The sequence below is a fragment of the Rhodoflexus sp. genome (assembly GCF_053489755.1).
This window is the reverse complement of the sequence record NZ_JBRCHD010000016.1, coordinates 15,719-39,547: the sequence shown is the minus strand read 5'-3', so window position 1 is coordinate 39,547 and position 23,829 is coordinate 15,719. Positions and strand designations below refer to the sequence as shown.

Below are 23,829 nucleotides of genomic sequence, written 5' to 3'. Positions count from 1 at the left end.
TAATAACTATTTACAGCATATTTTATTTTTCTAAATAATGACCAAATTTTTCAAATGATGAAAACTACCTTTATGTAACCGCCAAGACACTTTTGATAGTCTCTGCTATCGCTTGCGGAAAACCAGCGCACCGAAAGTCTGATCGTCGCTGATGACTTCGTGAACAATTTCGTATTGGTCGGGCTTACTTGTAAAGTAATCGTAGGTAAGGCTTTCTTTTCGCAGTTCAGGGCGGTAGGAATAGTGCGAGTCCCAAATGATGAGGCTTCCTTTAGGGGCGGCTTTCACGTTTTCGTCGGTGATAAACTGCGGGCGTGTGTTGAACTCATAGCGCGTTCTGCCCAAGTAATAATAGAACATATCGTGGTGCAGGTAGAGTGCAGGTGGCTCGCCGTTGCTTTGCTCGTAGTTGCTGTACCATGCCGCCAGTCGCTGGCAGGCAGCATCCTCGCCCGAAAGTTTGATCGGGCGCACGGTAACTAAGGCAGAAAGCAATATTAATCCACTGAAAGCCATCCATTTTTGCTCCTTTTTTAGCGGAAAAAGCAGGATCAGGATACCCAACATAACCAGCACGAAAGGTCGCCAGTCGCGCTCTTCGGTGAAAACAACGTAGTTATGTTCATAGCTCATAAACAAGGCTACAAGCACCGCCAAGCCGCCCATCGCATACAAGAGCAGGTTTTTAGGCTGGAACTCTTCCCACCATTCCACAGCGAAAGCTGTCATAACAGCCCCCAGCGGTGAAATAACTAATAAGTAGCGCAGATTGCCACCGCCCGAAGGTCCGATTTCGACTGCCTGCCAGTTGAACACGCTGTACATCAGGAAATAGAGTACAAAAACCAACCAAACAACTACGTCGGGTTTTTTGAACAAATTGTCCATATTGCCGCGCACGCTGGCGATGGTCATAGTCAGATAGACAAGGGCTGCCAGTACGACAGGAGCGCCATAGATGGTGATAGACATCAGGAAATAGTGATTGAAGCCCTTGCGGGGATATGCTCCGCCAATCTCTCCGCTCGACTTGAGGATCTGGTTAATCAGATAGAGCGGATCGCCGCTGACGGCCCAGCCCCACACATTTTGCAGCAACGGGAACGTGCCAAGCAGCAAAGCCGCTATCCACTGTTTGCGGTAGCCCAGCCAAAGGAAATACAAGCCAACGAAGGGATACAATTCCTGTCTGATAAATGCCGCATAGCTAAGAGCAAGTGCTGCAAAAATCCACTGTTGCCGTAGGTGCATCCACACACTCAGCGTTAGCAGCAGGGCAGTAATTATTTCAGAATAGTTGCGGAATGCCAGATTGAACCACAGCGGCTGCAAGGCAAGTGCCACAAAAGCCAGCGCCGGTATTTTACTGCCCAATTGTTCGGCAATCCGATAAGCCATGAAAGCCGTCAGGGCTGCTACTGTGCAGTTGAAAAAGGTTACAAAAGTTGCGCCTGCCAATGCAGGCAGCGCGTAGATGAGTTTATAGCCCGGCTTTGCCCAGTTGCTCAAGATCGAGTGGGGGCTGAACCAAAAGCCGCGCATCGAAAGGAAATGTGCCGCCTCGTCCTGTTGATAAAAGCCATTTGCGCTAAATGAGTAGGCAAAATAAATAAACGCCAGTAGGGTAGTAGCTATCCAGAGTTGTTGCTTATTCCACATGGATGGTTGGTTTTAATAGCATCTGTGCTATGAACTTTGTTTCACAATTTTCAGGAAATTGACGACAGATTCTTTATTGCGCAACTCGTCTATGTACATCTGCGTGCGGTTGATGTCTTCCATCAATTTTTTTTTGCGGTTGCGGAATTTAGCAGCGCTGAAATCGTATTTATAGGTCAGAAAATCCCTAATAATTGGCGCGTCTTCGCTGCGTTGCGTATATGACCAAAACTCCATCTGCATTTGGCTGAGTTGCTTGCGCAGTATGTTACAATAGCGTTTCAGTTGCTCTTCCACCACCGCAGCCATTTTGTCCATTCCCTGTGCATTGTGTTCCAGTTGCAGGCGCATGAGTTCGTAGAGGTCGTTGCGCTCGTATGCCTGTGTTACTTTTTTCATCAACTCGGTTTTTTGTTCGCGCAGTTGCGGATCTTGTTCCAAATCGGGGTGTAGCGCTTTGACCAGCGAAGTGTATATATTGCGTACATCTTTGGCTTCCATTTGTGCCTTTTCTTTTATGCGCTTTTCGCGAGCTGTTTCCTTTTTGTTTCCTTTCTCGTGTTCAGGTTCATTCCAGTGCTTACCCTGTGAGTTCTGATTCATGCGCTCGTGCATCCGCTCAAAAAATGCCTCTACTTTTTCTTCTGCGTCTTCCGCATCGGGATTGAAGCCAAACATTTGCTCGAATATCTCATTGGCTATCTTTTCCCGCTCTTTGCGGAAGGCGATGTCCTCTTCGGTTTCGTATTTTTCCAACAACGAATCTACAAACTCATCGTCCAGTGTTTCGGACAATTGGTCTGCCTCGCTGAGAATGAAGGCTGCCAGCGTTTTCTTTTGTCCCTTAGTGAGCGACATCGTGTCGTGCACTTCGTCTAAGCGCCGCAACCATGCTAACTGTTTTTCTTTCAACTCTGCAAAGAGCGGTGCAAATTCAGTGCGGAATTTATCTCTTGCTTTCTCTACAACAGCTTTTACCCGCTCCATTTCGCGCTTATTTTGCTCAATGGATTGCACCAAACGGTTAAACTCGCGCTGTGTGGCGTTTAATCCCTTGTCGTTATCGGGCTGAATACTTAAAACGATTTCACAGGAGTTTGCCTGTGATTCGTCAGCAACAGGCTTGGTCTTTTGATATTTACGTGGCATTAGACGCTATTTTTTTTTAAAATTACAACTTTTATAGGGACATCCTGCAAAGGCCAGTAGCCCTCATCGGTTTCGAGGGCTGCGATTTTATCTACTACGTCCATCCCGCTGATGACTTGGCCAAAAACAGTATGCTCGCCGTCCAGATGTGGAGCACCGGGTACTTTGGCATAAGTTGTACGCTGTGCAGGGCTTACTTTGAAATTATTTTGTTTGGCTGTGGCATCCAATTCAGCGGCGGTATAGCGCGCGCCCTGCACAATATAAAAATCGTGGGAAGCAGAGCGCTTGTCGGGGTTGTCTTTGTACTCGCGTGCCATTGCCAGTGCGCCGCGCTCGTGCAGATACTTGCCGTTGATTTCTGAAGGAATCGTATATTTGCCAATGTTCATCACAGGACGCTCCGAGCCGCCCCCTTGAATCATAAAGCCTTTGATGACGCGGTAAAATTCGGTTTTATCGAAATAGCCCATTTTGGCAAGGCGGATGAAATTGGCGCGATGCAGCGGTGTATCCTCGTAGAGCCGCAGGCGGATATTTCCCAGCGGAGTTTGTATTTCTACCTCATTTTCAGGGTTTTCTGCACCATAACGCATTAATTCTTCCACCACGTTTTCCTCGCTGAGTTCAGGAAAAGCAGGCTTTTGGGGCTGTTTTAAGTCGGTTTTACCTTGCTGTTGGGCAAGGGCGCGACGTTCTGCGGGGGCTTTGCTCTCGCAGGCAGCCAACAGACAAAGCAGGGCTAAGGAATAAAGTATTCGGTTCATGGGAAATCGTTTTTTGCGATCAAACTTATACTACAATGAATTCAACTTCGCAGTATGCTAAATTTACAGATGTTATGACTACGGCATTTGGTCAATAAAAAAGATGTTGTCATGCTACAAAGATAACAAGCCTAACGGCTTTTGTCAGGAAAGCTTCGTAGGACTGCTATCTTTATAGCCTATCGCGGATTTTATCATTTAACGCGAATTATGCACGAATAGCCTGATAGTCAGCATCGGTCGCTAATAGGTATGTTTGTTAACCTGTTCAGCGGACTGATTGCTTACACCTATTTTGGGATAGTATCGGATGGGAAATAACGTAATATTTGCGCACTTTCTTTCATTTTACTATATTGCTACAAAGGCTTATGGTATAAACGAATATGAAAATGACGATGACGATGAACAGCGAAGTTCTGCTGAGAGTGGCTGGTATTACGCTTACTCGCTTGGCGTACCCGCCGTGTTTAAAACTTACTTACAAAGGATATAACACAGATGAAGAATTCATGGAGTTTCACCGAAAAGCCTATGAGTTTTTCGTAGAAATGCGGAAACACGAGCCGCAACTTGCTTTTCTTACAGATTTCAGCGAATCGGAAGCCGTATCGCTAAGTGCGATTGAGTGGTTCAACCGAGAGATGATTCCCTTGTATATCAAAGTAGGACGTTTCCGCGGGGCACTGATCATATCCACAGATCCCTTCAATCGCATCAGTATGGAGGAGTACATCCAGGGTGCTGCTCATACTATTATGCAGATGCCCAATGCGCACCTGATAGATGCCCGTCAAAAAGTCTTTGAAGACCAGACAGCCGCACTCGCTTGGCTGGAGAAACAAATGATTTGATAATCAGGAAATTAGATTGGTTGCTTCTCTGCGGTAAATATGCGAACTTTGCAGCATGGAGATGTCTGTCAAGCCCAAAATAACTGCACCCGCAAGCAATACAAAAAAAGATCTGCGCAAAACAACAGTTGCCGATTTGCAGGCTTTTATGTCTGAACGAGGGCAACCTGCTTTTCGTGCCAAACAAATTCAGGAATGGCTCTGGAAAAAGTCGGTAACAGATCTGACACAGATGAGCAATTTGCCACAAGCCCTGCGCGAGCAACTATCCGAACAGTTTGATATTTTGCCTGTAACGATTGCTCAGCAACAAAAAAGCAACGACGGTACGATCAAACTTGGGCTGCAACTGCACGACAAACATCTGGTAGAGGGCGTACTCATCCCGACAGAAACGCGGATGACCGCCTGCGTATCTTCGCAGGTAGGTTGTTCGCTGACCTGCAAGTTCTGCGCAACCGGCTACATGGACAGGTTGCGCAACCTCGACGCTGCAGAAATCTACGATCAGGTAGTTTTGATTGACCGATTGGCAAAGCAAAATTACAACATGCCGCTCACCAATATTGTCTATATGGGCATGGGCGAGCCGCTGCTGAATTATGCCAACGTACTGGAATCCATTCGCCTGATTACTTCGCCTGAGGGACTGGGCTGGTCGGCTAAGCGCATCACAGTTTCTACGGCAGGCATCGCCAAAATGATCCGCAAATTAGGCGATGATAAGGTAAAATTTAATCTTGCGCTTTCCCTTCATGCAGCCAACGATGAAAAGCGCAATCAGATCATGCCGATTAATGAGAGCAATAGCCTGATAGCCCTTCGCGATGCGCTGAAATATTTTTATGCCAAAACCAAAGGCGATATTACGTTTGAATATATCGTTTTTTATAAGTTCAACGATACCTTGCAGGATGCCGAAGAGTTGTATCGGTTCACAAAGCACGTCCCTGTAAAAGTCAATATTATCGAATATAACCCGATTTCTGAGGCACAGTACGCAAATACCGATCCGCAAACGCTGGAAAAATTTGCTGCCTATCTGGAAAAACGCGGTGTAGTTGTCAATGTGCGCCGCAGCCGTGGTAAAGATATTGATGCAGCCTGCGGGCAGTTAGCTATCAGGAATAAGTAAGTGCGACTATAAATGCTACTTTCCGATGCTACACACCTGATCTAATTGTACCAATATCCATCTCGGAGAGAGTTGGGCAGATGTTTTGCTTCGTTGCAGCAGTGCGTTCCTGCGCTACGCGTCCCGATCAGCCTTTGGCATTGGATTGCAGTTTTCCAAATGTGAAACCTATACGTGGACAGTCTTACCCGCCGATAGGCAGCTACCACTCGCCGACTCGATTGCGCGCAAGTTGCAGCGGGTCAGGTAGTAATGTGCATTGAAGGCTACTTTTTGCCGGTGCCCTCTTTATTCTTGCGCGGCTTCTTTTTCGGGGGAATTTCTTCTGCAATAGTTGCGCTGTGTGCCGTAGGCGATGGGGTAGGAGGGGTATTGGCTGTCTGAGTTTTATATTGCAACGCTTTGATTTGCCTATAGATAGCATCTGAGGTATGCCCCGTTGCCTGCTGTCTGATTACTTGCACAATAGAATCTGCCCAAGTAATTTTTGGGGTGTAATACAACTGTAGCAGCGAATCCTGCGCGATAAAACCCATTGGTCGCGGCTGTGCGAAACTAAGGAAAGGCAGGCACAAAAGCCCGATGATCAATGCTTTCACGGATTGCATGTACACAAAAAACGGTTGGTGTTTAGAGCCAGTCGCGCTTCAGTTTTTCATAGGCAATAATTCCGCTCAGCGCAACTCCGGGTATGCCTTGTCCCGGATAGGTCGTATCGCCGCAAATGTAAGCGCGGTGTCCGTCTAAACGCGCATCGAGCATCTGCCATGGCTTAATGCGCATCAACTGCGGATAGCCACCGACGAAGCCAAACTTGCGCTGCGTCCATTTTTCCCAAGCTGCAGGAGTGGAAGAGTGGGCGTAAACAATATTTTCGGGCTTGATGAGGACAAGTTCTGCCAGCCTGCTGATAACAGCCTGCTCTGCCAGCGCCTTGTCGAAGTGCATGTTCTTTTCCGGATTGGCTACGTGTGTACTTACAGAAGCAACGGCAAGTCCCGGCTCGTCGCTGCGCGTAGCATCATCGGGGTGGTTCAGGCTCAGGAAAATGCTTGCAGAACCTGTTTCCGGCAGCGGCTCGCGCAGGTGAATTTGATGATGCAGGCAGTCATATCGTTTGTGCGGGCGAAACCCGATGCCCATTTGGAAGGCACTGTTGAGTTGCGGTGAATCCATCATTAGGCGCTCCAATTGCTGTAGGCGTTTTTGTACAGCAGTGGGTGTACTGCCATTGAAAAGCGGCAGCGTGTTATTAATCGGAATTCCTGAAATCAGGAAACGACACTGAAAATCAATTACTTCCTTGCCTTTGATCTGCGCCCTGACCCGATAACCCTCCGCATTCGGACTTACGGCTATAACCTTGTGCCGCAGAAAAACCTGTCCACCGCGCTGCTTGATGTAGTCCACGAACGGCTGCACCAGATTAATCAGCCCGCCGTTGACGTAATAGTTGCCAAAATTAGTGTAACATAGCGCCGTTGCACCGAAAAGTACATTGACTTCTGAGGCATAATTTTGCGCAGTGATCAACAACTGTTCGTTGACAAAGCTAACGAAAAGTTCGTTTCGATCCAGCCCAAACTTTTTGAGCAGCCACTCGGTAGAGAAGAGTGAATAGCCTGCATAGCGCAGTTGTTCGGGTGTTGCCCGCAGTGCACATTGCAGCAGGTCGCCTGCTGAAGTGGGGGGGAAAGCCGTCTGCCGCAGCGAAGTTCGCCACACAAACCGGCTGATACGGTAGCAAAATTCCCAAAAAGCCCGCTGACCACTTGCACCGAATACGCGCTCTGCCTCGGCGATCCATTGGTTCAGATCCTGATACCGGGTGAGCACTTCTCCGTTTGCCAGATGAACGCGCATAGGGATTTGCAGAGGTACGGCATTGATTCGGATACCTGTTCGCTGCAAAACTGCCCACAAAGGCATACCTTCGTCTAAACCCACCAGTGTAGTTGCACCGGCTTCAAATACAAATCCTTTGCGCCAGTAAGCGCTTGTACAGCCGCCGGGCAGCCAGTTTTGTTCCAAAACAGCTACCTTTAACCCATCGGCAGCCAGCAGCGCCGCAGCGCTTAGAGACCCCATACCGCTGCCAATAATCACTGCATCAAATGTCGTTTCCAATCCAATTGTCTAATTATATTCAGGCAAAGGTTAAACAAAACGAAGCCTAAGAAGGTTTTAACTATGGTTTGAACTAAGACATGAAAGTAGCTGTTTGTAGAAAAGAACATTTTAACGCTGCCCATCGCCTACACAACCCTGCATTGAGCGAAGAGGAAAACGCAAAGATTTTTGGCAAATGTAATAACGCAAACTATCACGGGCATAACTACGACCTGATTGTGAAAGTCGTAGGCGAACCGGATCCTAAAACAGGTTATGTAATGGACATGAAAGTTCTCTCAGACCTGATTAAGGAACACGTAACCGACCGTTTTGATCACAAAAATTTAAACTTAGATGTAGATGACTTCAAGAATCTCAACCCAACTGCAGAGAATATTGCTGTGGTTATTTGGCATCTTTTAAGGGAACACATCCATCCATCACTCGACCTAAAAGTAACACTTTATGAAACAGAACGAAATTTTGTTGAATTTCCAGCCTAACGGTAATGGGCATGCCCACAAAAACGGTCATGCACATGATTGCAGTTGCGACCACGACCACAGCATTGAAGACCTCATAGACCAAATCGGCGACGAACACGTCGCAACCTCTTATGACACTCCTATGCGGGCAGATGCCTTTGCGATGGACGATGCAACAAAAATCAAGAAAATAGAAGAACATTTTCGTCATATCATGGACATCCTCGGTTTAGACCTGACCGATGACAGTCTCAAGGGAACTCCGCACCGGGTTGCGAAAATGTATGTCAAAGAAATTTTTAGCGGACTTAATCCTGCGCACAAGCCTGCTGTTAAACTTTTTGACAATAAATTTCAATACGGAGAAATGCTGGTAGAGCGCGACATCACATTTTATTCAAACTGTGAACACCATTTTGTTCCGATTTTTGGACGCGCCCACGTTGCCTATATTTCCAGCGGTAAGGTAATTGGACTGTCTAAGTTGAACCGAATTGTACAGTATTTCTCGCGCCGCCCGCAAGTACAGGAGCGCCTTACCAATCAGATTGCTAAGGAGCTTCAGGAGGTACTACAAACTGAAGACGTTGCCGTAATTATGGATGCTACGCACATGTGTGTATGTTCGCGCGGCGTACAGGATGTTAATTCAAGTACTGTAACTTCATTTTACGGCGGTAAGTTCAAAGATGAATCTGTTCGCAGCGAGTTTCTGAAATATGTTTACAACAAGGCATAACAGCCGATAAAATTTCCCGCGAGGCTGTCCTGACTATCCGGGCAGCCTCTAATTGTTTGGATTATCTTTGGTTTTTAGGCAAAATACGGGTGTATGCTACCAACATACAATCCATACGGAATAAAAACTGCATGGTAGGTGATTCATCTGAGTGTAATTTTATTGACTAAAACACCATGAGACGATTGCAGGCGTGCAGCACAACAGGGCTTAAAAGCAATAAGCGCACTTTGACTTGACTGATCACTCACTTGTCGAAAGGAATAAAAATTACTTGCCCGCTAATGATTCGTTGGTTGAAGCGTTTAATCAATACCGAGTCGGAAAGGTTGCGGTAGTAGTAGCGAGCGATACTTCCTATCGTTTCTCTTGGGCGAACCAGATGAATGCCCTTAACAGGAACGATGTACCAGTTTTGTCCATCTGCCTCACTTACTTTGATAGACCTAACGTTGGAAATGTTGAATTTCGCTGCTACTTCGCTGATGGTGTAGGTATTATCAAAATCTTTAAACAGTCCATACATGCGAAAATCATTGCTGACCAGAGGATCGTACCGATTGTTGCGAAAATACTGCTTTTGCAAAGAATCTGCGATGAGTGCCTCTTGTGCTTTGCTTCCCCAACCGCTTTGAGCTATCCTCAGGCTGTCGTAGCGGATCTGCATTTCCTTTTTTTCTTCGATCCACTGCGACTTATTGACCAGAAAAAGAAAAATGACCGTCAGCGCAAACAGCATGACGGCAATCGTTGTAATCAAACTTTCGGTAGAAAATTCGTTGTTGCTCATCTTAGGGATTTCTCAACAAAAAATCGTCAACATAGCGATTGAAAAGTTCGGGATGCTCCATCATCGGTGCATGCCCACAATTATCTATGAATCGCAACTCAGTATTAGGGATCAACTCGTCAAACTCGTGAGCGACATTGGGGGGGGTAATGGTATCATTCAGCCCCCAGATCAGCAGTGTGGGCGCTTTGATATGCGAAAGTTCGCTTGCCAAATTATTGCGCTGTGCAGACTTGGCAATAGCAACCATCCGCATACATTTACTAATGCTTTTGGTAACCTCAAAAACCTCATCTACGAGTTCGGTAGTAGCCACGTTGGGGTCGTAGAAAGTATATTCAACGCGCTCCTTGACAAACTCGTAGTTACCGCGCTTGGGATACGAGCCTCCCATGGCATTTTCGAACAGCCCTGAGCTGCCTGTCAGGACGATGCGCCGCACCATTGCAGGATTTTTCCGCGCAAAAATAAGCGCAATATGCCCCCCCAATGAATTACCAAGCAGTGTCAGTTTGCCTAAAGGCACTTCTTTCAAAAAGTCAGAGACAAAAGCTGTCAGCCCTTCCAGCCCGGCATTGGACAGCGGCATGTCGTAGATGGGCAGCATGGGAATTACTACACGGTAACGGCTCGAAAAGTGTGTAACTACGTGTTCCCAGTTGCTAAGTGCGCCAAAAAGTCCGTGCAGCAACAGCATCGTTTCGCCCTGCCCCTCATCAATGTAGCGGAAATCTTTCGTCTGATGTATCTGATATTGCATAGCATGCTTTTTGAACAGTTCGGCAAAATAATCAGTTGATTTTAGAACGCCATAAAGCAATTGATTTTTCTAAGTCTTGTTTGTATAAAAAATTGCTTCCGTTCTCTGCGATACCCAGCCGCATAGCTTCTTGCGCGGCTATGATCGCTTCCTTAAAATTACCTTGCAGCGCGGCATAGTCTGCGCGTAGCCAATGCGGAAAAAAATTATCCGGTTTCAGTTCCATTGCTTTGTCTATCCACTCTTTTGCCTCGCTAAGTCGGATATTATTGCGCAGGCAATACTCGGCGGCATTGGCATATACCTTCCAGTTGTTGCCTGCCGTGCGGATTGCTTCGGTTATATTTCGGTTGGCTTTTTCATCTACCTCTACGCGGATGAGGATGCTGACAGCGATGCGCTCCCATCGCATTACCAACTGCGCCGTTGTACGCGTCAGATTTTCTATGTCCAGCGTAAAAGTTTCTGTAAACGGGATTTTGCGACTGCGGGCTTTGATCGAAAGCACATTGTCTTCAGGTCGGAAACCGGTTGTGCCCCACGAACGTACATTCCGGTTCAAGATCACGTCCCAATCGCCGCGCCGATGCGGGATGGTGTACAAAGCATAGCTGCCTGCTGCAATCCGCAGATCATTTAGCCACACATCGTCAGAAAAAGTAATCACCGTAGCTTCGTTAGCCCCTGTACGCCATGTTACATCGTAAGGCACGAGACTACCCCATATTTTTCTACCCTTCACTCCCGGGCGACCATAGTTCATGCTGATTTTGGTAAGTCCTACTATTTGGCTATACTCACAACGAGGGCTGGCAAGTGGTAATTCCTGTGCCTGCGCCGACAAGCCAAGGCCAATGAGCAGTGCTATCAGCACCCATGCTACAAAAGATTGCTGTATCATACAAGCAAAATTAGCGATAAGAAAAACCTTCTCATCGCTAACTTTAGGCTAATGTGCAGACGTGTGCTAAATTGCCAGAATGATGCTGGCTTTGACAATACCCGTTTCGTTGCCGTACTCATCTTTAAAGCGGACGTAAACTGTCTTTTCGCCGTTATCGCCCGCCAGTCGCCACTTGGGATAATACTCACGGAAGGGTTCCCATCGCGCACCTGCAAAATTGAGGTTGTTGCTAATCATCATAAAGACCGCGCCCTTAGCAGAGAGTTTCAGGTCAACAAATCTATCGGGGTTTTCAGCGTATTTAGCCCCATCGTTGATTACAATCGAACAGTCTTCAGGGGGCGTGCTGTCGAAGATAATATTATCAGAGGCAACGGCAGATTCATTCTGTGCCTGATCGCGAAACTTGACGAATATTACTCGCTCACCCTGCTGTTCCGGATCGAACCTCCATTCCATAGTAGTTTTGTAGGGCTGCCATTCAGCATCGGAAAAGTCGCTTTTTTCACTCACCTTCATGTCCTTAGCTCCACGTGCAAAGATAGTCAGCATAACCTTCCCGCTGGCATCGTTTGTAAATTTCTGGTCGCCGTTAATAGTAATGCGCGGATCTAAAGGCGGTACTGCATCTACAAAGATTTCGGCAGAAGCTACGGCAGACTCGTTGCGTGCCTCATCGCGAAACTTGACAAACACTTTTCGGGGCCCTTCGCCGGGCTCTAACTTCCAATTAGGTACGTTCGGGCGATAGACCTGCCAGCGTGCATCTTTAAAAGTCGCTAAGTTGCTGATCATCATGTATTTGGCATCGTCCGCGTGTATTTCTAACGTTACCATTCGCTCTGGATTGTTTACAAATCCGCCTTCTGCATTGATCGTGATTTTAGGATTTTTTGGGGGTGTACGATCCAGCAAGATTTTAGCTTCAATTGGTTCGGTAACGTTGCCGTACTTGTCTTTGAGTTTTACATAAACCTTTTTTTCACCTTCTTCATTGCCAAGATTAATCTGCCCGTAGTCGTTTTTAAATTCCTGCCACACAGCACCTTCCATATTAGGAGAGCGGCTTACCATCATCTGACGCGCTCCGGCAGCCTCTATTTTGAGTGTAACTATTGGGCTTGACGTAAACTTATTACCGCCATCCAGCAACACACGCACATTTTCCAATTGGATAGGCTCGTCTTGAGCCAATACGGAAAAAGATCCGAGCAACAGAGCGTGTAAACAAACAGCAATGATACGTACCATAGGATTTAATATGTCAGAGTCTTAATAAGGATTTGTACATAAGCAACGAATATTTGCGGCATAAATTTTATTTCTTGTTCATTTCAGCAGTGATGTCCGCAATCTTTTTGAGTGTAGCCTGATAGTCAGGGCTTTGTTCGCCTTGCAGTTTGCGCTGGTTATTCAGCATACTTCTGTAGATGCGCAGTGCTTCGGGATAGTTCTTACGCAATGCGGCTAAATCACCTAATTTAAGCATACTGCGCGTAAACTCGATGCTGCCTCTGCCGTAATAGGTGCCGTCTATCATGTTTGCCTGCTTGAGCAGCGGCTCGGCAACCTCCGGCTTGTCTTGCGCAATCAGGAAATCGGCATAATTCATCAATGAAGCGCCGTACTCCGGACTCTTATCGGTCAGGTTCTTTTTACGCAGTTCTATGTTGGCTTTGAACAATGAATCGGCTTTAGAAAAATTTTCTATCGAAACGTAGTAGAATGCAAGCGAGTCAATGGCGCGGGCATGTTGCACCTGCTTGTCGTTAAGTTTTTTAGATTGCTCGACTACTTCCCACAGCACAGACTCTGCTTTGCTTTTGTTGCCCATCTGTTTGTAGAGTGCAGCCAACTGCGCAAGTTGTTCTACGTATAGGGTCTCGTGCTCAGGTGTTTTTTTATTGGCTTTGCTGATTTCAATGGCTTTTTTAAGACTGCTCTCTGCCTCTGCGCTTTTATCTTTGCGTAGTTCGGCAACAGCCACTTGTGCAAGAGCTGTTGCAAATTCCATGCTTTGCTCAGTCTTAGCTGCTTTCACTGCATCTGCTTTTTGGCGGGCGATTGCAAGTGCTGCATCGGTTGCATTCATCTCTGCGTAGCTGGCCAGCATTTTGTCTAATTCTTCAATCAGTTTATTGCCGTTGTGTGCTTTTACACCATTAATATACTCGTTTCCGTAGCGAACACTTTCCTGCGGATTATTCAGGAATTTATATCCCAAATGTAGTTGCAGATAAGCCGTGTAGTACTGCGCTTCCGGAACTTGTTGTGCTTTTGCCAACTCTATCCATTTCAGGTTAAACTCATTGGCTTTTTCATAATTTTTCATGCGGAAATAGACATCTGCCATTTCAGAAGCCATTTCAGCCATGCGCGGGTTTTTGTTGCCCAGCGTTTTGATGCCTTGCTCAAAGGCGGGGACATATTGTGCCTCTGCCTTGTCTAAGCGGTTGATCAGGCGCAATAGGCGTGCGTATTCGTGCTGGGTAATGACGAAATCGGCTGTTTGCTCCTGCTTGAGGTAGCGTTGCAGGTTCAGCGATTGGGTAAAATAATTATCTGCGTTGGCCGCTTCCTTAGTTTGCACATAAGTAACAGCTGTCAGGAATTGCAACTGTGCAAACTCTTTGGTGCGGTCTTCGCGCAAATCTTTTTTAACGTTAATCAGCGTTAGGTAGCAAGTGCGCTCCTTCTTGGTGTCGCCTAAGCCTTTGTATGCTTCTGCGAGAGCATACAGCGTTTTGACGTAGTTTGGATGCTGCGTTTTGAACTCCTGTTCGGCGCTGGGGAGGGCGCGTTCTAAGGCGGTAGCCGCAGCTTTGTAATCTTTTTTTGCAAGTGCCTGTTGTCCTTGTGTAAAAAATGTATCCCAATTTTGTGCAACGGCAGGCATTGCCATCAGGCACAACATCAGTAGAAATAGGCTACCTAAGGTGTAATTTCGCATCATCTTGCTATGTTGGATTGGTGGATGAGAATGTTAAAGGCAATTTTGTTACCAAAAAGCTTCTGCCGGCGGAAAATTTAATCCAACAAGCGAGGCCCTTCGGCATTGATAGTTGATACGTAACAATCTGTCGCAATGTTTACCTCTGTAAAAGCGGCGGTGATAGCTGCTGCAATCTGCTGTCCTGTCTGCGGCGAGGTGCTGAGGGCGAATACAGAAGGCCCCGAACCTGAAATGCTGCAACCCAACGCACCGGCATCTAAAGCTGCCTGTTTTGCTTTGGCAAAATTGGGAATAAGCAGCGCACGGAGCGGCTCTACGATCTGGTCGTGCAGCGAGCGCCCAATCAGCCCGTAGTCGGACATAAGCAGCCCGGCGACCAGACCACCGACGTTACCCCACTGCACAATCGCGTCTTTGAGCGTTACCGACTTGCGCAGGATGCTGCGGGCATCTTCTGTGCGGATTTCTATATGTGGATGCACAACGGTAGCTACCAGATCGGGCGGCGTATTGAGCTTGATAACGTCTAAGGGTTCGTAGCTGCGCACGAGCGTAAAGCCGCCCAGCAGTGCAGGTGCGACGTTATCGGCGTGTGCCGCACCGCAGGCAAGGCGTTCAGCCTCCATGGCGAAGGGAAGCATTTCCATGCGCGTGAGCGGCTGCCCCATCAGTTCGTTAATGGCAAACAACGCCGCTACCGCACTTGCCGCGCTTGACCCCAAGCCGCTGCCCAAAGGCATTTTTTTATGTAACTCTATGGAAATACCCGTTTGTTGTCCGATGTGCTGCAAAAAAGCATCTACCACTACGCCTGCCGTATTTTTGGAAGCGTCGCGGCTGAGCTTGCCGCCGTCGCCGGTAATCAACGTAATTTCTGTTTTGCCACTATTGTTTTTGCGCATCACAACCTCGTCGCCCGGGTCGTAGAGGGCAAAGCCTAAGACATCGAAACCGCAGGCAACATTGGCAACTGTTGCCGGTGCATAGACACGTACCGAATCTTTTAACATAGACGTTTTAATTGCTCAAAGATAGCGGCGAATTCGGATTTGACTTACTCATACTCCTGACTTTCAAAGCGGCGGACTTTTCGTTCGGTCTTGCTGAAAGGAATCCGCAGGCGCAGCGTGATGTTATGCAGGTTGATATTTTCGTTGCGTCGCTCACTCAAAATGAAGTTGTAGCCATAAGCCAGATGCAAGGAATAGCCTTTGGGCAACCACTGTTTAGCTGTCAGTCCCAACGAAGGGCGAAAAACAGGAAAGATATTTTGAGTATCGTAATAAGCACCTGCCGCTGCACCGAACAAAAAGCGCTTGTCCTCGATCCAGCCGTGTGCCAGCAGCCCGTAGATGTTATTCTGAGGCGCAAGCTCCAAGTGTGCGCCGTAGGAGTACAAAATGCTGTTCCAAAGCGTCAAATCACCTTTGGCAATGCCTATTTCTGCCAGTCCCGCCCTGAAATACTGCGCCCCTGCAATAAGCGACCAGCTTTCCAGCAAACTGAATTCGGGTCGCGAATCCACAAAAGTAGCATCGTCGGCGCGGCACTTGTTGAATGTCTGAATAAAGGCATCCTTGTTTTTGGCAAAATCGGTAATGACTAAGCTGTCCGCCGTCAGGTAATTAATCTTTGCCATCATCAGTTTTGCACCCGAAGGCTTTTTGAAAAGCACTGTCGAATCGTCCACCACCTGCCAGGTGCCGGGCTTGCGCAGGTTAGAGGAAATATATGAGCCGTTGGGCAGTACCTCCAGAAATTCATTGGCGCAGTCGTGTACGCGTAGGATAGTATCTCTGCCCAGCGAACTTTCTACAATGTAAAGTGCCAGCGCCCAGCGTTTGCCCGGCAGCAACTCTTTGATTTTCTGCTGATTGACTTGTGCCTGTACGGCACATGAAAGCACGAGCGTCAAAAGCAGCGCAAAAAAGCGCACTTGATTTTTCATAGATTTGTTGTTTAGGAAAAAATTTTTTCTAACAATTCGATGAGTGCATCGCGTTTACGCGTAGCCAAAGGCAGTTCGGTGTTGTCTTTCATAATCACGCTGCCGCCGTCTTTCTTACCAATCCGCTGCAAATAATGCAAATTTATCAGATGCGACTGGTGGCAACGGAAAAAGAAATACTCTTCCAGCAGGCGCTCGTAGTCTTTCAGGGTTTTGGAAATCATAATTTTGCGGTTGTCGGCTAAATGAAACTGCGTATAGTTGCTGGCAGCCTCCAAGCGGATAATATCGCTGATGGCTACAATGTGAATATTGTCCGCGTCTTTCAGCACGATTTTCTTAGGTTCGTTGCTCAGACTCTGGATATTGCCCATCAAAGCGGTCAGTTGCAATTGCACATCGCTGAGGCGCTTGTTTTCAGAGGCGCGCTTCAAAGCGGCAGCCAGCAGATCCTCTTCCACAGGTTTGAGCAGATAGTCTATCGCGCTGAACTTGAATGCCTGCACGGCAAAGGTCTGGTGTGCCGTAGTGAAAATTACTTGAAAATCAACAGATTGTAATTTTTGCAACAGATCAAAGCCTGTTCCGTCTTGCATTTCTACGTCCAGCAATACCACGTCGGGGCTTTGTTCGCGAATCAAACGCGCACCTGCGGCTACGCCGTCTGCTTCGCCAACCACCTGTATATCAGCAGAATAATCTTGCAGTAGTGCTTGGAGGTAGCTTCTGTGGTGTGCTTCGTCATCAATTACGACAATTTTCATAGGTTTATCTTTCAGGGAAATGGCTGCCAAAAAGCATTCCAATAGCTAAATTGCGTCAAAAAATTGACATGAAGCAGCTTTACCTACTATTCTTTCCGATGTGGTTGATGGCGGCGACGGTTCAGCTATTGGCGCAAAATACTGCTGCCGATAGTTTACAGCAGGCAGCAGGCAAGCTGGAAGATACTGACACCCTAAAGGTGCAAACGCTGATTGCGCTGGCTTCTAATCAAATGGACAAAGGCAACTATAAGGATGCCATCGCCAATTGCAAGACAGCCTATACGCTTGCTAAAACGCAGGAATGGCAGCGCGGAGTGGCAGATGCTGCGCTGCGGCTCGGCTCACTTTTGGGCGACCAGTCGCAGCACAGCGAATCGCTCGGCTATTTGCAAGAATCTGCCCGCACTTATGAAAAACTCAACGACCGCAAAGGAACAGCCCGCGCACTGAACAATATCGCCGCCGTTTATCAGGACGCAAAAGACTATAAACAGGCGATTAACTACATGTTCAAAGCGCTCAAAATTATGGAACGCCTGCAAGAACCCTTTCCAATAGCGATTATTTCGGGCAATATTGGCAACCTGTACAACATCTTGGAACAGCCCGATAAAGCACTTACTTACGTAGAACGCTCGCTCGCCCTGCACCGAAAGTTGGGCAATAAGTCCGGCGAAGCCTATGCGCTTAACTTTCTGGGAGGCATTTATGAAAAGCAGGGCAAAATAAAGGATGCGCTGAAATGCTATTTAGAAGCGTTGGAGATTGAAAAACTGATCGGAAACCGCTACCTGATGGTGTTTTCTTACAACAACATCGGCGAAAAATACATGGAAAGCGGCAACTACAAACTCGCCGAACAGTACATAGAAGAGGGCATCCGCGAAGCACAGCAAATTGGTGCAGTCCGCGAGTTGGCGCGACTCTACGGCACTTATGCTGCGCTGGACTCGGTTCGCGGGGATTTTCGCGCCGCTTACAGCCGACACAGACTGCACAAGCAGTATGCCGACAGCGTATTCAACACCGAACGCAGCAAGCAGGTAACAGAAATGCAGGCTGCGTTCGATCTGGAAACCAAAGAGAACGAAATCAAGACTTTGGAGCAGGAATCGCTCATTCAGCAACTGGCATTGGAACGCCGCAGTGCCCTACTGATCGGAAGCATTATCAGCGCCGTTTTACTCATTGCTTTTGTATATATCTTTTTGAATAACAAACAGTTGCGTACCAAATTTGACCTTTTGACCACGCAGCAGCGCTGGCGGAGGGCGCAAATGAACCCACATTTTTTCTTTAACGCACTTGCTGCCGTGCAGGATGTTTTGGTGAAAGATGAATCTAAAAAAGCGGGCAACTACATTGCTAAGTTCTCTCGCCTGATGCGCCAGACTTTGGAGCAATCGGAAAAGGAGTTTACCACCTTAGACGATGAAATAGCAATGTTGGGCTATTATTTAGACTTGCAAAAACTAAGATTTGACAATAAATTCAGCTATGAAATCACCGTAGATGACAGTCTGGAAACAGAAGAAGTACTCATCCCTGTGATGTTGTTGCAGCCTGTCGTGGAGAATGCAGTAGAGCACGGGCTGAAAAATACCACAGGCGAGGGAAAAATTCAAATCAATTTCGAGAAAAAAGAAGACAAGTCGCTGATAATCAGCATAGAAGACAACGGCATCGGCAGGGAAGCGGCAACTCTGCACAAAGCAGAACGCGCCCATGTCTCTATGGCTTCGCAAATTCTGGAAAGCCGTTTGGAATTGCTGGAAAAGCAACTGAACTACCGCGTGGATTTCGCAATTGAAGATAAAGCCGCACCCGAAAGTGGCACCAAAGTCATTTTTACGATTCCGTTGAAGTATCGGTAGGCGGATGAGCAGTAGTTTAGTGCATTCTTTTTACCGCAGAGTTCGCAAAGGTGCAATCGCAAAATACACAAAGAAGAAGACCATCAGAAAAAAACTTCGCGTGCTTGGCGTAAAACTTAGCGGACTTTGCGGTGGAAACTTTTACAGCGCGTTTTAAAGTACTGAATTAGGCGGCAGTTGGTAGCCTTTGTCTGCCAGCCCCAGCCCGAACAGCGCGAAGTCGTAGCGCACGGGGTCGTTCTTATCGAATTTACGCAGGTTCGCAGTCAGTTCGAGAGCAGCCTGCCAGTCGCTTTGGGTGCGTTTGAGCAGCCCAAGTCGCTGTGCTACGCGCTCTACGTGTACGTCCAGCGGACATACCAACTGCGCAGGGCTGATGCGCTGCCAGCAACCGAAGTCCACGCCTGCCTCGTCGCGGCGAACCATCCAACGCAAAAACATATTCAGCCGCTTGCAGGCAGATTTGCGTTCGGGCGTGGCAATGTGCTTGCGCGTCCGCGAGGGCGCATCTTCTAAACTGAAAAACAGCCGATGAAAATGAATCAGTCCTTGTTCTACGGTTTGGTCGCGAGGGCTGATGCCGTCGCTGAAAGCCGTTTCTAAACTCTCATGGTGCTCGTAGTACCAACGCAAAAAGTGAATGAAATAGAGCAAGTCTGTACCATTAAAAGTGCGATGCACAAAATTTTGCAGCGGTATCAGGTCATCGGGTTGGTGGTGCAGCACAAAGCGATAAGGCTGCCCGCCCATTAGCGCAATGATTTTTTCGGAGCTGCGGATGATCATCTGCCGCTGTCCCCAAGCCAATACAGCTGCAAACAGCCCGATGATCTCCCTGTCCTGCAAGCGCTCAAAGCGATGCGGCAACTGAATCGGGTCATCTGCAATAAATTCGGGGCGGTTGTAGTATGCTGCCTGTTCATCAAGCAATATTTGCAGGTCTTTTTTACGCATTTTGTCAATGTAATGAATTATCAGTTGCGGGCAAGCAGGCGAAAGCCAAGCGCCTGCAAAGCACACCGAAGCCGAAGTTTTCTTGCGGATAAGTGCCTATGACAGGTGCAAAGATATGCGCACCGGCATAAGACATTACACGCAGCGCCATGTATGCCCCACGACTGCCCGCATCTGCACGCGCTGCCATAAATACCTGCGAAGAAGGCATTAACAACGGGTTAAAAATACGAAAAACAGAAAGTTATACTCAAACGAATCATCTACCATGCAGTTTTAATTATTCCTGCCCTTTTTTTCCGCTCCGTAAAGGCTGTCCAGAAAGGCTACATGTAGCATAGACTTTAGTCTGTATCCGTATGATTATCAAGCACTTCAACGATCACAGACTAAAGTCTATGTTACTTTTTGGACAGCCTCTTGTGGATATTGGACCGGTTATATGTCCAAGAGGACGTGCCGCATAGTTTGCAGCCACTTATATCAGATGTCGCGCCTTTAATTCGAGGTATTTGTTAATCGTATTAACCGTTAGCTGTGCAGGTTCTGTAAGTACTGAATAGATCCCGTGCTGCGCCAACAGCCTGACAATCAGATCTTTTTCGTGCATGAATTTCTCGGCAGTCGTTTTCATGTAGACCTCTTCCAAGTTGCGCGGATTAAGCTGCAATAATTTGGAAAGCTCGGTATTCTTAAAAAGGACTACCACTACCAAATGTCGCTTGGCCAAGTTTTTCAGCCCGACTAACTGCCGTTCCAAAGCAGCCTGTGTTTCAAAATTGGTATAAATAATCAGCAAACTGCGCTGCCTGATATTTTGCAACAAGGTGGAAAAAAGTAGATCGTAGTCAGGCTCTTTGTAGGAAGTCTTTTGGCTGTAGAGTGCTTCTACAATTTTTTGCATCTGCGCCTGCTTGCGTTCGGCAGGCAACATTGTACCAATCCGATGATTGAACGTAATAAGTCCCGCTTTATCGCCTTTGAGCAAACTGATATTAGACATGACCAGAGACGCATTAATGGCATAATCCAATAGCGTCAGCCCTTCAAAAGGCATTTTCATTGCCCGTCCTTTGTCAATTACGTTGTATACGTGCTGCGAGCGCTCGTCCTGGAACTGATTGACCATCAACTGGTTGCGGCGGGCGGTAGCTTTCCAGTTCAGCGAACGGTAGTCGTCGCCGATAACATATTCGCGGATTTGCTCGAACTCCATATTTTGCCCGATCTTGCGGAGTCGCTTCAGTCCTGCCTCTTTCAGGCGGTCGGAAATGACCATGAGTTCGTACCTCCGCATTTGCAGAAAAGAAGGATAAACGGGTACGCTCCTGCCCTCTTCGAAGCGAAAGCGACGCGCCAGCAGCCCCATCGGTGAGCTGACAAATACATTCAACGCACCGAAACTGTAAGTTCCGCGTTTGGTAGGGCGCAGATAGTACTGTAGGTTGAGGCTTTGTCCCTTGTCTATGCTGCTGCGCAGTTGCAGGTTGCGTGCTTGAAACTGTTCGGGCGCTTCGTCCAGCAATTCGAGACTGATCTTGAAATCATAATTATTTTGTACCTCAATTTGTATCAGATTCTGCTCACCGTTGGAGAGTTTGTCCGCCATGATCCGGCGTGCAGTAAGTCCATCGGCTCGGGCGAAAAGCAGCGCAAAGTCCAGCAAGACAAGCATCAGCAGCACCCCTACCAATATGCGGGCAGGCAAAAACAACCATTCGATACTGAAAGCAACAGCCAAAAGAGCAATCAGGAGACCGCAGGCAAACAGCAAACGGTTTTGCAGGTAAGTAGCAGCAAGTTGGCGCATAGCTGGAATTATAGGAATAAAAATAGCAAAAAGCAATTATGCCAGGCGCATACCAATCACCATGATGTCATCAATTTGTTTTTGCATAGTCTGCTCTTTCCAGCTTTCTAATGTCTCTGTCATTATCTGTCTTTGTGTGCTCATCGGCAGGTTATGAATTTCAGCGAATAGCTCGCGCAGCCGACGGATGCCAAAGCGTTTGTTATCGGGGCCGCCAAACTGATCCTGGTAACCATCGGAAAACAGGTAGCAAGTCATTGGCTGCTCAAAAGAAAAATAGTGGTTGGTGAATACCGATTTGGCAGCCTCATCGCCACCAATGCTGATTAAATCACCTTTTATGTAGTTAAGACTGCCGTTTTGTATGAACAGTATCGGACTTTTTGCGCCTGCATAGATCAGTTCCTTTTTCTGCTTGTCAATGCGGATGATTGAAATATCCATACCGTCTCTGTTAGAGGTTTCGCGCTGCTTGAGCACTTTCTGCAAGGAGAGGCGAATTTCGGCAAGAATAGCATCGGGTGAGAGAATATTGCGCTCCACAACGGTTTGCTCCAGCAGGTTATTGCCGATCATGCTCATAAAAGCACCCGGCACACCGTGTCCTGTACAATCAGCGGCAGCAATAAAGAGGTAGCCGTTTTTCTCCTGTAACCAGTAAAAATCGCCACTTACAATATCGCGCGGCTGATAAAGTACAAAGTGTTCGGGAATCAGTCCTGCCAAAGCATCATTAAGCGGCAAAATAGCCTGCTGAATGCGCTGCGCATAACGGATCGAGTCTGTAATCATGCGATTTTTGTTTTCTAAATCGCTGTTTTGTACGGTAATAAAGTCGCGTTGTGCCAGAATTTCCTCCTGCTGCGACATCAGCTCCGCCTGCGCTATCTCGAGACTCTGATTTTTCTCATCTAATTGCTATAAAGTCTTCTTTAGTGCCAAGCTGTTGATAAAATTACTTTTCAGGATGTAGTAACGAAAGATAGAGATCGAAAAAGACACCAAACCAACTACGAAAAAGCCCGGAAACTCGCTGGAGATAAAAAATTGAGCAATGGCTTGTCGCAAAAAGCAACGAAGAAAATAATATTGATGAATATGATGTACGCAAAGTTGATAATGTACGCTAAGCGAGGTCAGTATATACCCATCTTTACAGGGCGGTAGGTCGGCTTGCGGCTCGCTGCACGACACTTCCGTTTGCATACTGCTCCTCGTCAGGCAGTCCGTTGGTGTTCACCGTCCCGACGGCAGAAAAGAAATCTGATTGAGTTCTTTTCGGCTGGCAGCAAGTAAGGGTCGCAGCGACATATCGTATCGTTTACCCAAAGTTAAACGAATTGCGGAAATCTTGCATGTGTGGAATAAAGTTGTTATCATTACACATACACGCATGTATATATGAAAATATGTCTAAATTTAGCTTGATCTTCCTGCTTGTGCTATCCCATACAGGGTTTGATTTAGCATTTGTTTACGGTCAGGAACGCACCAACTGGTGGACGCGCTTTTCTGTAAGCAAGCCAATTAATACGGTCTTTCATACCGAACTGGAAGCACAGCTCCGCTTGCAGAATAACCCGTTTGACTATTCGCAGCGCTATTTGGCAAATGAGCATCTGATGCACAGCATTCGGCTGTTTGCCTATTGGAAGCCATCCGAGCTGTTTTCTGTGGGTATCTCTCCGCTGGCATGGTTCACGTCGAGCCCCATTATTTGTACACCGGCCGATGCTGATATGCCTCGGCGGCACGAGTTTCGCCCTTCGGCGCTTGCCGAGTGGCAGCCTATATTGGCAGATCAGCTAACTTTAGCCATTCGCTCATGGATCGAATACAGGCATTTTACAGGTTTATACAATGACATGATGAGATTCAGACAGCGAATTGGCCTACGCTATCGTCTCGATTCAAAATGGCAATTTGTCTTGGCCGAAGAATTATTCATAAACACGTCTGGTGCAGAACAAAACCAACGCTATGATCATAACCGCCTGATTTTCAACTTAAATTACAAGCCCATGCCCGGCTGGCGCATAGAACTGGGCTATGTGTACATCAATCGGCTCATGCGCAAGCAGATGCGCCATATAGATGAGAACAACATCATCACACATTTTTATTATACTCTTCCTTCAGGAAAAACCAAGTCACACAAAAATTAATGAC

General features: G+C 47.2%; 23 protein-coding genes. 6 read left to right on the top strand and 17 right to left on the bottom strand.

Features of this window, described 5'->3' with window-relative positions; translation table 11 throughout:
• Positions 1 to 105: 105 nt before the first annotated feature.
• From ACWIP2_RS04095 to ACWIP2_RS04085, 3 genes are read right to left on the bottom strand one after another with little or no spacing between them, the layout of a single operon-like run.
• Positions 106 to 1,659 (bottom strand): glycosyltransferase family 87 protein, encoded by a 1,554-nt coding sequence (locus ACWIP2_RS04095; RefSeq protein WP_448518631.1) that lies wholly within the window; start codon positions 1,657 to 1,659, stop codon positions 106 to 108.
• Between the two features lie 27 nt (positions 1,660 to 1,686).
• Positions 1,687 to 2,808 carry a hypothetical protein gene (locus tag ACWIP2_RS04090; RefSeq protein WP_448518630.1) on the bottom strand — a complete coding sequence of 374 codons (1,122 nt, stop codon included), beginning with the start codon at positions 2,806 to 2,808 and terminating at the stop codon, positions 1,687 to 1,689.
• Positions 2,808 to 3,575 carry a peptidylprolyl isomerase gene (locus ACWIP2_RS04085; protein WP_448518629.1) on the bottom strand — a complete coding sequence of 256 codons (768 nt, stop codon included), beginning with the start codon at positions 3,573 to 3,575 and terminating at the stop codon, positions 2,808 to 2,810. The genes ACWIP2_RS04090 and ACWIP2_RS04085 overlap by 1 nt, the downstream gene beginning before the upstream one ends.
• A gap of 404 nt (positions 3,576 to 3,979) precedes the next feature.
• Here ACWIP2_RS04085 and ACWIP2_RS04080 point away from each other — a divergent pair, with 404 nt between their 5' ends.
• Both ACWIP2_RS04080 and rlmN read left to right on the top strand, forming a co-directional pair.
• Positions 3,980 to 4,429, top strand: coding sequence for a hypothetical protein (locus ACWIP2_RS04080; RefSeq protein ID WP_448518628.1), 450 nt, complete (start codon positions 3,980 to 3,982; stop codon positions 4,427 to 4,429).
• A gap of 55 nt (positions 4,430 to 4,484) precedes the next feature.
• Entirely contained in the window at positions 4,485 to 5,564 is a 1,080-nt protein-coding gene (gene rlmN, locus ACWIP2_RS04075; protein WP_448518627.1) for a 23S rRNA (adenine(2503)-C(2))-methyltransferase RlmN, read from the top strand.
• Between the two features lie 266 nt (positions 5,565 to 5,830).
• Here rlmN and ACWIP2_RS04070 read toward each other — a convergent pair whose 3' ends face one another.
• A complete protein-coding gene (locus ACWIP2_RS04070; RefSeq protein ID WP_448518626.1) occupies positions 5,831 to 6,172 on the bottom strand; it encodes a hypothetical protein in 342 nt (113 codons plus the stop codon).
• Between the two features lie 22 nt (positions 6,173 to 6,194).
• Positions 6,195 to 7,691, bottom strand: a complete 1,497-nt coding sequence (locus tag ACWIP2_RS04065) for a phytoene desaturase family protein (protein ID WP_448518625.1) — start codon at positions 7,689 to 7,691, stop codon at positions 6,195 to 6,197.
• A gap of 80 nt (positions 7,692 to 7,771) precedes the next feature.
• Here ACWIP2_RS04065 and ACWIP2_RS04060 point away from each other — a divergent pair, with 80 nt between their 5' ends.
• Positions 7,772 to 8,179 carry a 6-pyruvoyl trahydropterin synthase family protein gene (locus ACWIP2_RS04060; RefSeq protein WP_448518624.1) on the top strand — a complete coding sequence of 136 codons (408 nt, stop codon included), beginning with the start codon at positions 7,772 to 7,774 and terminating at the stop codon, positions 8,177 to 8,179.
• Positions 8,142 to 8,900, top strand: coding sequence for a GTP cyclohydrolase I FolE (gene folE, locus ACWIP2_RS04055; RefSeq protein WP_448518623.1), 759 nt, complete (start codon positions 8,142 to 8,144; stop codon positions 8,898 to 8,900). Before ACWIP2_RS04060 ends, folE begins: the two co-directional genes overlap by 38 nt.
• A gap of 247 nt (positions 8,901 to 9,147) precedes the next feature.
• Here folE and ACWIP2_RS04050 read toward each other — a convergent pair whose 3' ends face one another.
• From ACWIP2_RS04050 to ACWIP2_RS04015, 8 genes are all read right to left on the bottom strand, one after another.
• Entirely contained in the window at positions 9,148 to 9,690 is a 543-nt protein-coding gene (locus tag ACWIP2_RS04050; RefSeq protein WP_448518622.1) for a hypothetical protein, read from the bottom strand.
• A 1-nt stretch (position 9,691) separates the two neighbouring features.
• Positions 9,692 to 10,450, bottom strand: coding sequence for an alpha/beta fold hydrolase (locus tag ACWIP2_RS04045; protein WP_448518621.1), 759 nt, complete (start codon positions 10,448 to 10,450; stop codon positions 9,692 to 9,694).
• 31 nt (positions 10,451 to 10,481) lie between these two features.
• Entirely contained in the window at positions 10,482 to 11,351 is an 870-nt protein-coding gene (locus ACWIP2_RS04040; RefSeq protein ID WP_448518620.1) for a DUF2911 domain-containing protein, read from the bottom strand.
• 66 nt (positions 11,352 to 11,417) lie between these two features.
• Positions 11,418 to 12,605 carry a hypothetical protein gene (locus tag ACWIP2_RS04035; RefSeq protein ID WP_448518619.1) on the bottom strand — a complete coding sequence of 396 codons (1,188 nt, stop codon included), beginning with the start codon at positions 12,603 to 12,605 and terminating at the stop codon, positions 11,418 to 11,420.
• 67 nt (positions 12,606 to 12,672) lie between these two features.
• On the bottom strand, positions 12,673 to 14,307 hold the full coding sequence (locus ACWIP2_RS04030; RefSeq protein WP_448518618.1) for a tetratricopeptide repeat protein: 1,635 nt from the start codon (positions 14,305 to 14,307) through the stop codon (positions 12,673 to 12,675).
• A gap of 74 nt (positions 14,308 to 14,381) precedes the next feature.
• On the bottom strand, positions 14,382 to 15,317 hold the full coding sequence (locus ACWIP2_RS04025; protein ID WP_448518617.1) for a homoserine kinase: 936 nt from the start codon (positions 15,315 to 15,317) through the stop codon (positions 14,382 to 14,384).
• Between the two features lie 44 nt (positions 15,318 to 15,361).
• Positions 15,362 to 16,255, bottom strand: coding sequence for a hypothetical protein (locus tag ACWIP2_RS04020; protein ID WP_448518616.1), 894 nt, complete (start codon positions 16,253 to 16,255; stop codon positions 15,362 to 15,364).
• Positions 16,256 to 16,266: 11 nt separating this feature from the next.
• Positions 16,267 to 17,019, bottom strand: coding sequence for a LytR/AlgR family response regulator transcription factor (locus tag ACWIP2_RS04015; RefSeq protein ID WP_448518615.1), 753 nt, complete (start codon positions 17,017 to 17,019; stop codon positions 16,267 to 16,269).
• Between the two features lie 68 nt (positions 17,020 to 17,087).
• Here ACWIP2_RS04015 and ACWIP2_RS04010 point away from each other — a divergent pair, with 68 nt between their 5' ends.
• A complete protein-coding gene (locus ACWIP2_RS04010) occupies positions 17,088 to 18,896 on the top strand; it encodes a tetratricopeptide repeat-containing sensor histidine kinase (RefSeq protein WP_448518614.1) in 1,809 nt (602 codons plus the stop codon).
• Between the two features lie 153 nt (positions 18,897 to 19,049).
• Here ACWIP2_RS04010 and ACWIP2_RS04005 read toward each other — a convergent pair whose 3' ends face one another.
• The 4 genes from ACWIP2_RS04005 to ACWIP2_RS03990 all read right to left on the bottom strand — a co-directional run bounded on the left by ACWIP2_RS04005 (position 19,050) and on the right by ACWIP2_RS03990 (position 22,530).
• On the bottom strand, positions 19,050 to 19,850 hold the full coding sequence (locus ACWIP2_RS04005) for a TIGR02757 family protein (protein ID WP_448518613.1): 801 nt from the start codon (positions 19,848 to 19,850) through the stop codon (positions 19,050 to 19,052).
• A gap of 4 nt (positions 19,851 to 19,854) precedes the next feature.
• Positions 19,855 to 20,061 (bottom strand): hypothetical protein, encoded by a 207-nt coding sequence (locus ACWIP2_RS04000; protein ID WP_448518612.1) that lies wholly within the window; start codon positions 20,059 to 20,061, stop codon positions 19,855 to 19,857.
• A 267-nt stretch (positions 20,062 to 20,328) separates the two neighbouring features.
• Positions 20,329 to 21,660 carry a DUF58 domain-containing protein gene (locus ACWIP2_RS03995; RefSeq protein WP_448518611.1) on the bottom strand — a complete coding sequence of 444 codons (1,332 nt, stop codon included), beginning with the start codon at positions 21,658 to 21,660 and terminating at the stop codon, positions 20,329 to 20,331.
• Positions 21,661 to 21,696: 36 nt separating this feature from the next.
• Positions 21,697 to 22,530, bottom strand: coding sequence for a PP2C family protein-serine/threonine phosphatase (locus ACWIP2_RS03990; RefSeq protein WP_448518610.1), 834 nt, complete (start codon positions 22,528 to 22,530; stop codon positions 21,697 to 21,699).
• Positions 22,531 to 23,069: 539 nt separating this feature from the next.
• Here ACWIP2_RS03990 and ACWIP2_RS03985 point away from each other — a divergent pair.
• Positions 23,070 to 23,825: a DUF2490 domain-containing protein gene (locus tag ACWIP2_RS03985; protein WP_448518609.1), complete on the top strand. Its 756-nt coding sequence runs from the start codon at positions 23,070 to 23,072 to the stop codon at positions 23,823 to 23,825.
• Positions 23,826 to 23,829: the final 4 nt, after the last annotated feature.

Bases quoted from the DNA above. Each gene is read 5' to 3' on its own strand.
- ACWIP2_RS04060 (WP_448518624.1), top strand. From the start codon at position 7,772: ATGAAAGTAGCTGTTTGTAGAAAAGAACATTTTAACGCTGCCCATCGC.
- ACWIP2_RS04035 (WP_448518619.1), bottom strand. From the start codon at position 12,605: ATGGTACGTATCATTGCTGTTTGTTTACACGCTCTGTTGCTCGGATCT.
- ACWIP2_RS04020 (WP_448518616.1), bottom strand. From the start codon at position 16,255: ATGAAAAATCAAGTGCGCTTTTTTGCGCTGCTTTTGACGCTCGTGCTT.
- ACWIP2_RS03995 (WP_448518611.1), bottom strand. From the start codon at position 21,660: ATGCGCCAACTTGCTGCTACTTACCTGCAAAACCGTTTGCTGTTTGCC.
- ACWIP2_RS04095 (WP_448518631.1), bottom strand. From the start codon at position 1,659: ATGTGGAATAAGCAACAACTCTGGATAGCTACTACCCTACTGGCGTTT.
- ACWIP2_RS04090 (WP_448518630.1), bottom strand. From the start codon at position 2,808: ATGCCACGTAAATATCAAAAGACCAAGCCTGTTGCTGACGAATCACAG.
- rlmN (WP_448518627.1), top strand. From the start codon at position 4,485: ATGGAGATGTCTGTCAAGCCCAAAATAACTGCACCCGCAAGCAATACA.
- ACWIP2_RS04070 (WP_448518626.1), bottom strand. From the start codon at position 6,172: ATGCAATCCGTGAAAGCATTGATCATCGGGCTTTTGTGCCTGCCTTTC.
- folE (WP_448518623.1), top strand. From the start codon at position 8,142: ATGAAACAGAACGAAATTTTGTTGAATTTCCAGCCTAACGGTAATGGG.
- ACWIP2_RS04050 (WP_448518622.1), bottom strand. From the start codon at position 9,690: ATGAGCAACAACGAATTTTCTACCGAAAGTTTGATTACAACGATTGCC.
- ACWIP2_RS04030 (WP_448518618.1), bottom strand. From the start codon at position 14,307: ATGATGCGAAATTACACCTTAGGTAGCCTATTTCTACTGATGTTGTGC.
- ACWIP2_RS04015 (WP_448518615.1), bottom strand. From the start codon at position 17,019: ATGAAAATTGTCGTAATTGATGACGAAGCACACCACAGAAGCTACCTC.
- ACWIP2_RS04000 (WP_448518612.1), bottom strand. From the start codon at position 20,061: ATGCCTTCTTCGCAGGTATTTATGGCAGCGCGTGCAGATGCGGGCAGT.
- ACWIP2_RS04025 (WP_448518617.1), bottom strand. From the start codon at position 15,317: ATGTTAAAAGATTCGGTACGTGTCTATGCACCGGCAACAGTTGCCAAT.
- ACWIP2_RS04045 (WP_448518621.1), bottom strand. From the start codon at position 10,450: ATGCAATATCAGATACATCAGACGAAAGATTTCCGCTACATTGATGAG.
- ACWIP2_RS04085 (WP_448518629.1), bottom strand. From the start codon at position 3,575: ATGAACCGAATACTTTATTCCTTAGCCCTGCTTTGTCTGTTGGCTGCC.
- ACWIP2_RS04005 (WP_448518613.1), bottom strand. From the start codon at position 19,850: ATGCGTAAAAAAGACCTGCAAATATTGCTTGATGAACAGGCAGCATAC.
- ACWIP2_RS04010 (WP_448518614.1), top strand. From the start codon at position 17,088: ATGAAGCAGCTTTACCTACTATTCTTTCCGATGTGGTTGATGGCGGCG.
- ACWIP2_RS03990 (WP_448518610.1), bottom strand. From the start codon at position 22,530: ATGTCGCAGCAGGAGGAAATTCTGGCACAACGCGACTTTATTACCGTA.
- ACWIP2_RS04040 (WP_448518620.1), bottom strand. From the start codon at position 11,351: ATGATACAGCAATCTTTTGTAGCATGGGTGCTGATAGCACTGCTCATT.
- ACWIP2_RS03985 (WP_448518609.1), top strand. From the start codon at position 23,070: ATGTCTAAATTTAGCTTGATCTTCCTGCTTGTGCTATCCCATACAGGG.
- ACWIP2_RS04080 (WP_448518628.1), top strand. From the start codon at position 3,980: ATGAACAGCGAAGTTCTGCTGAGAGTGGCTGGTATTACGCTTACTCGC.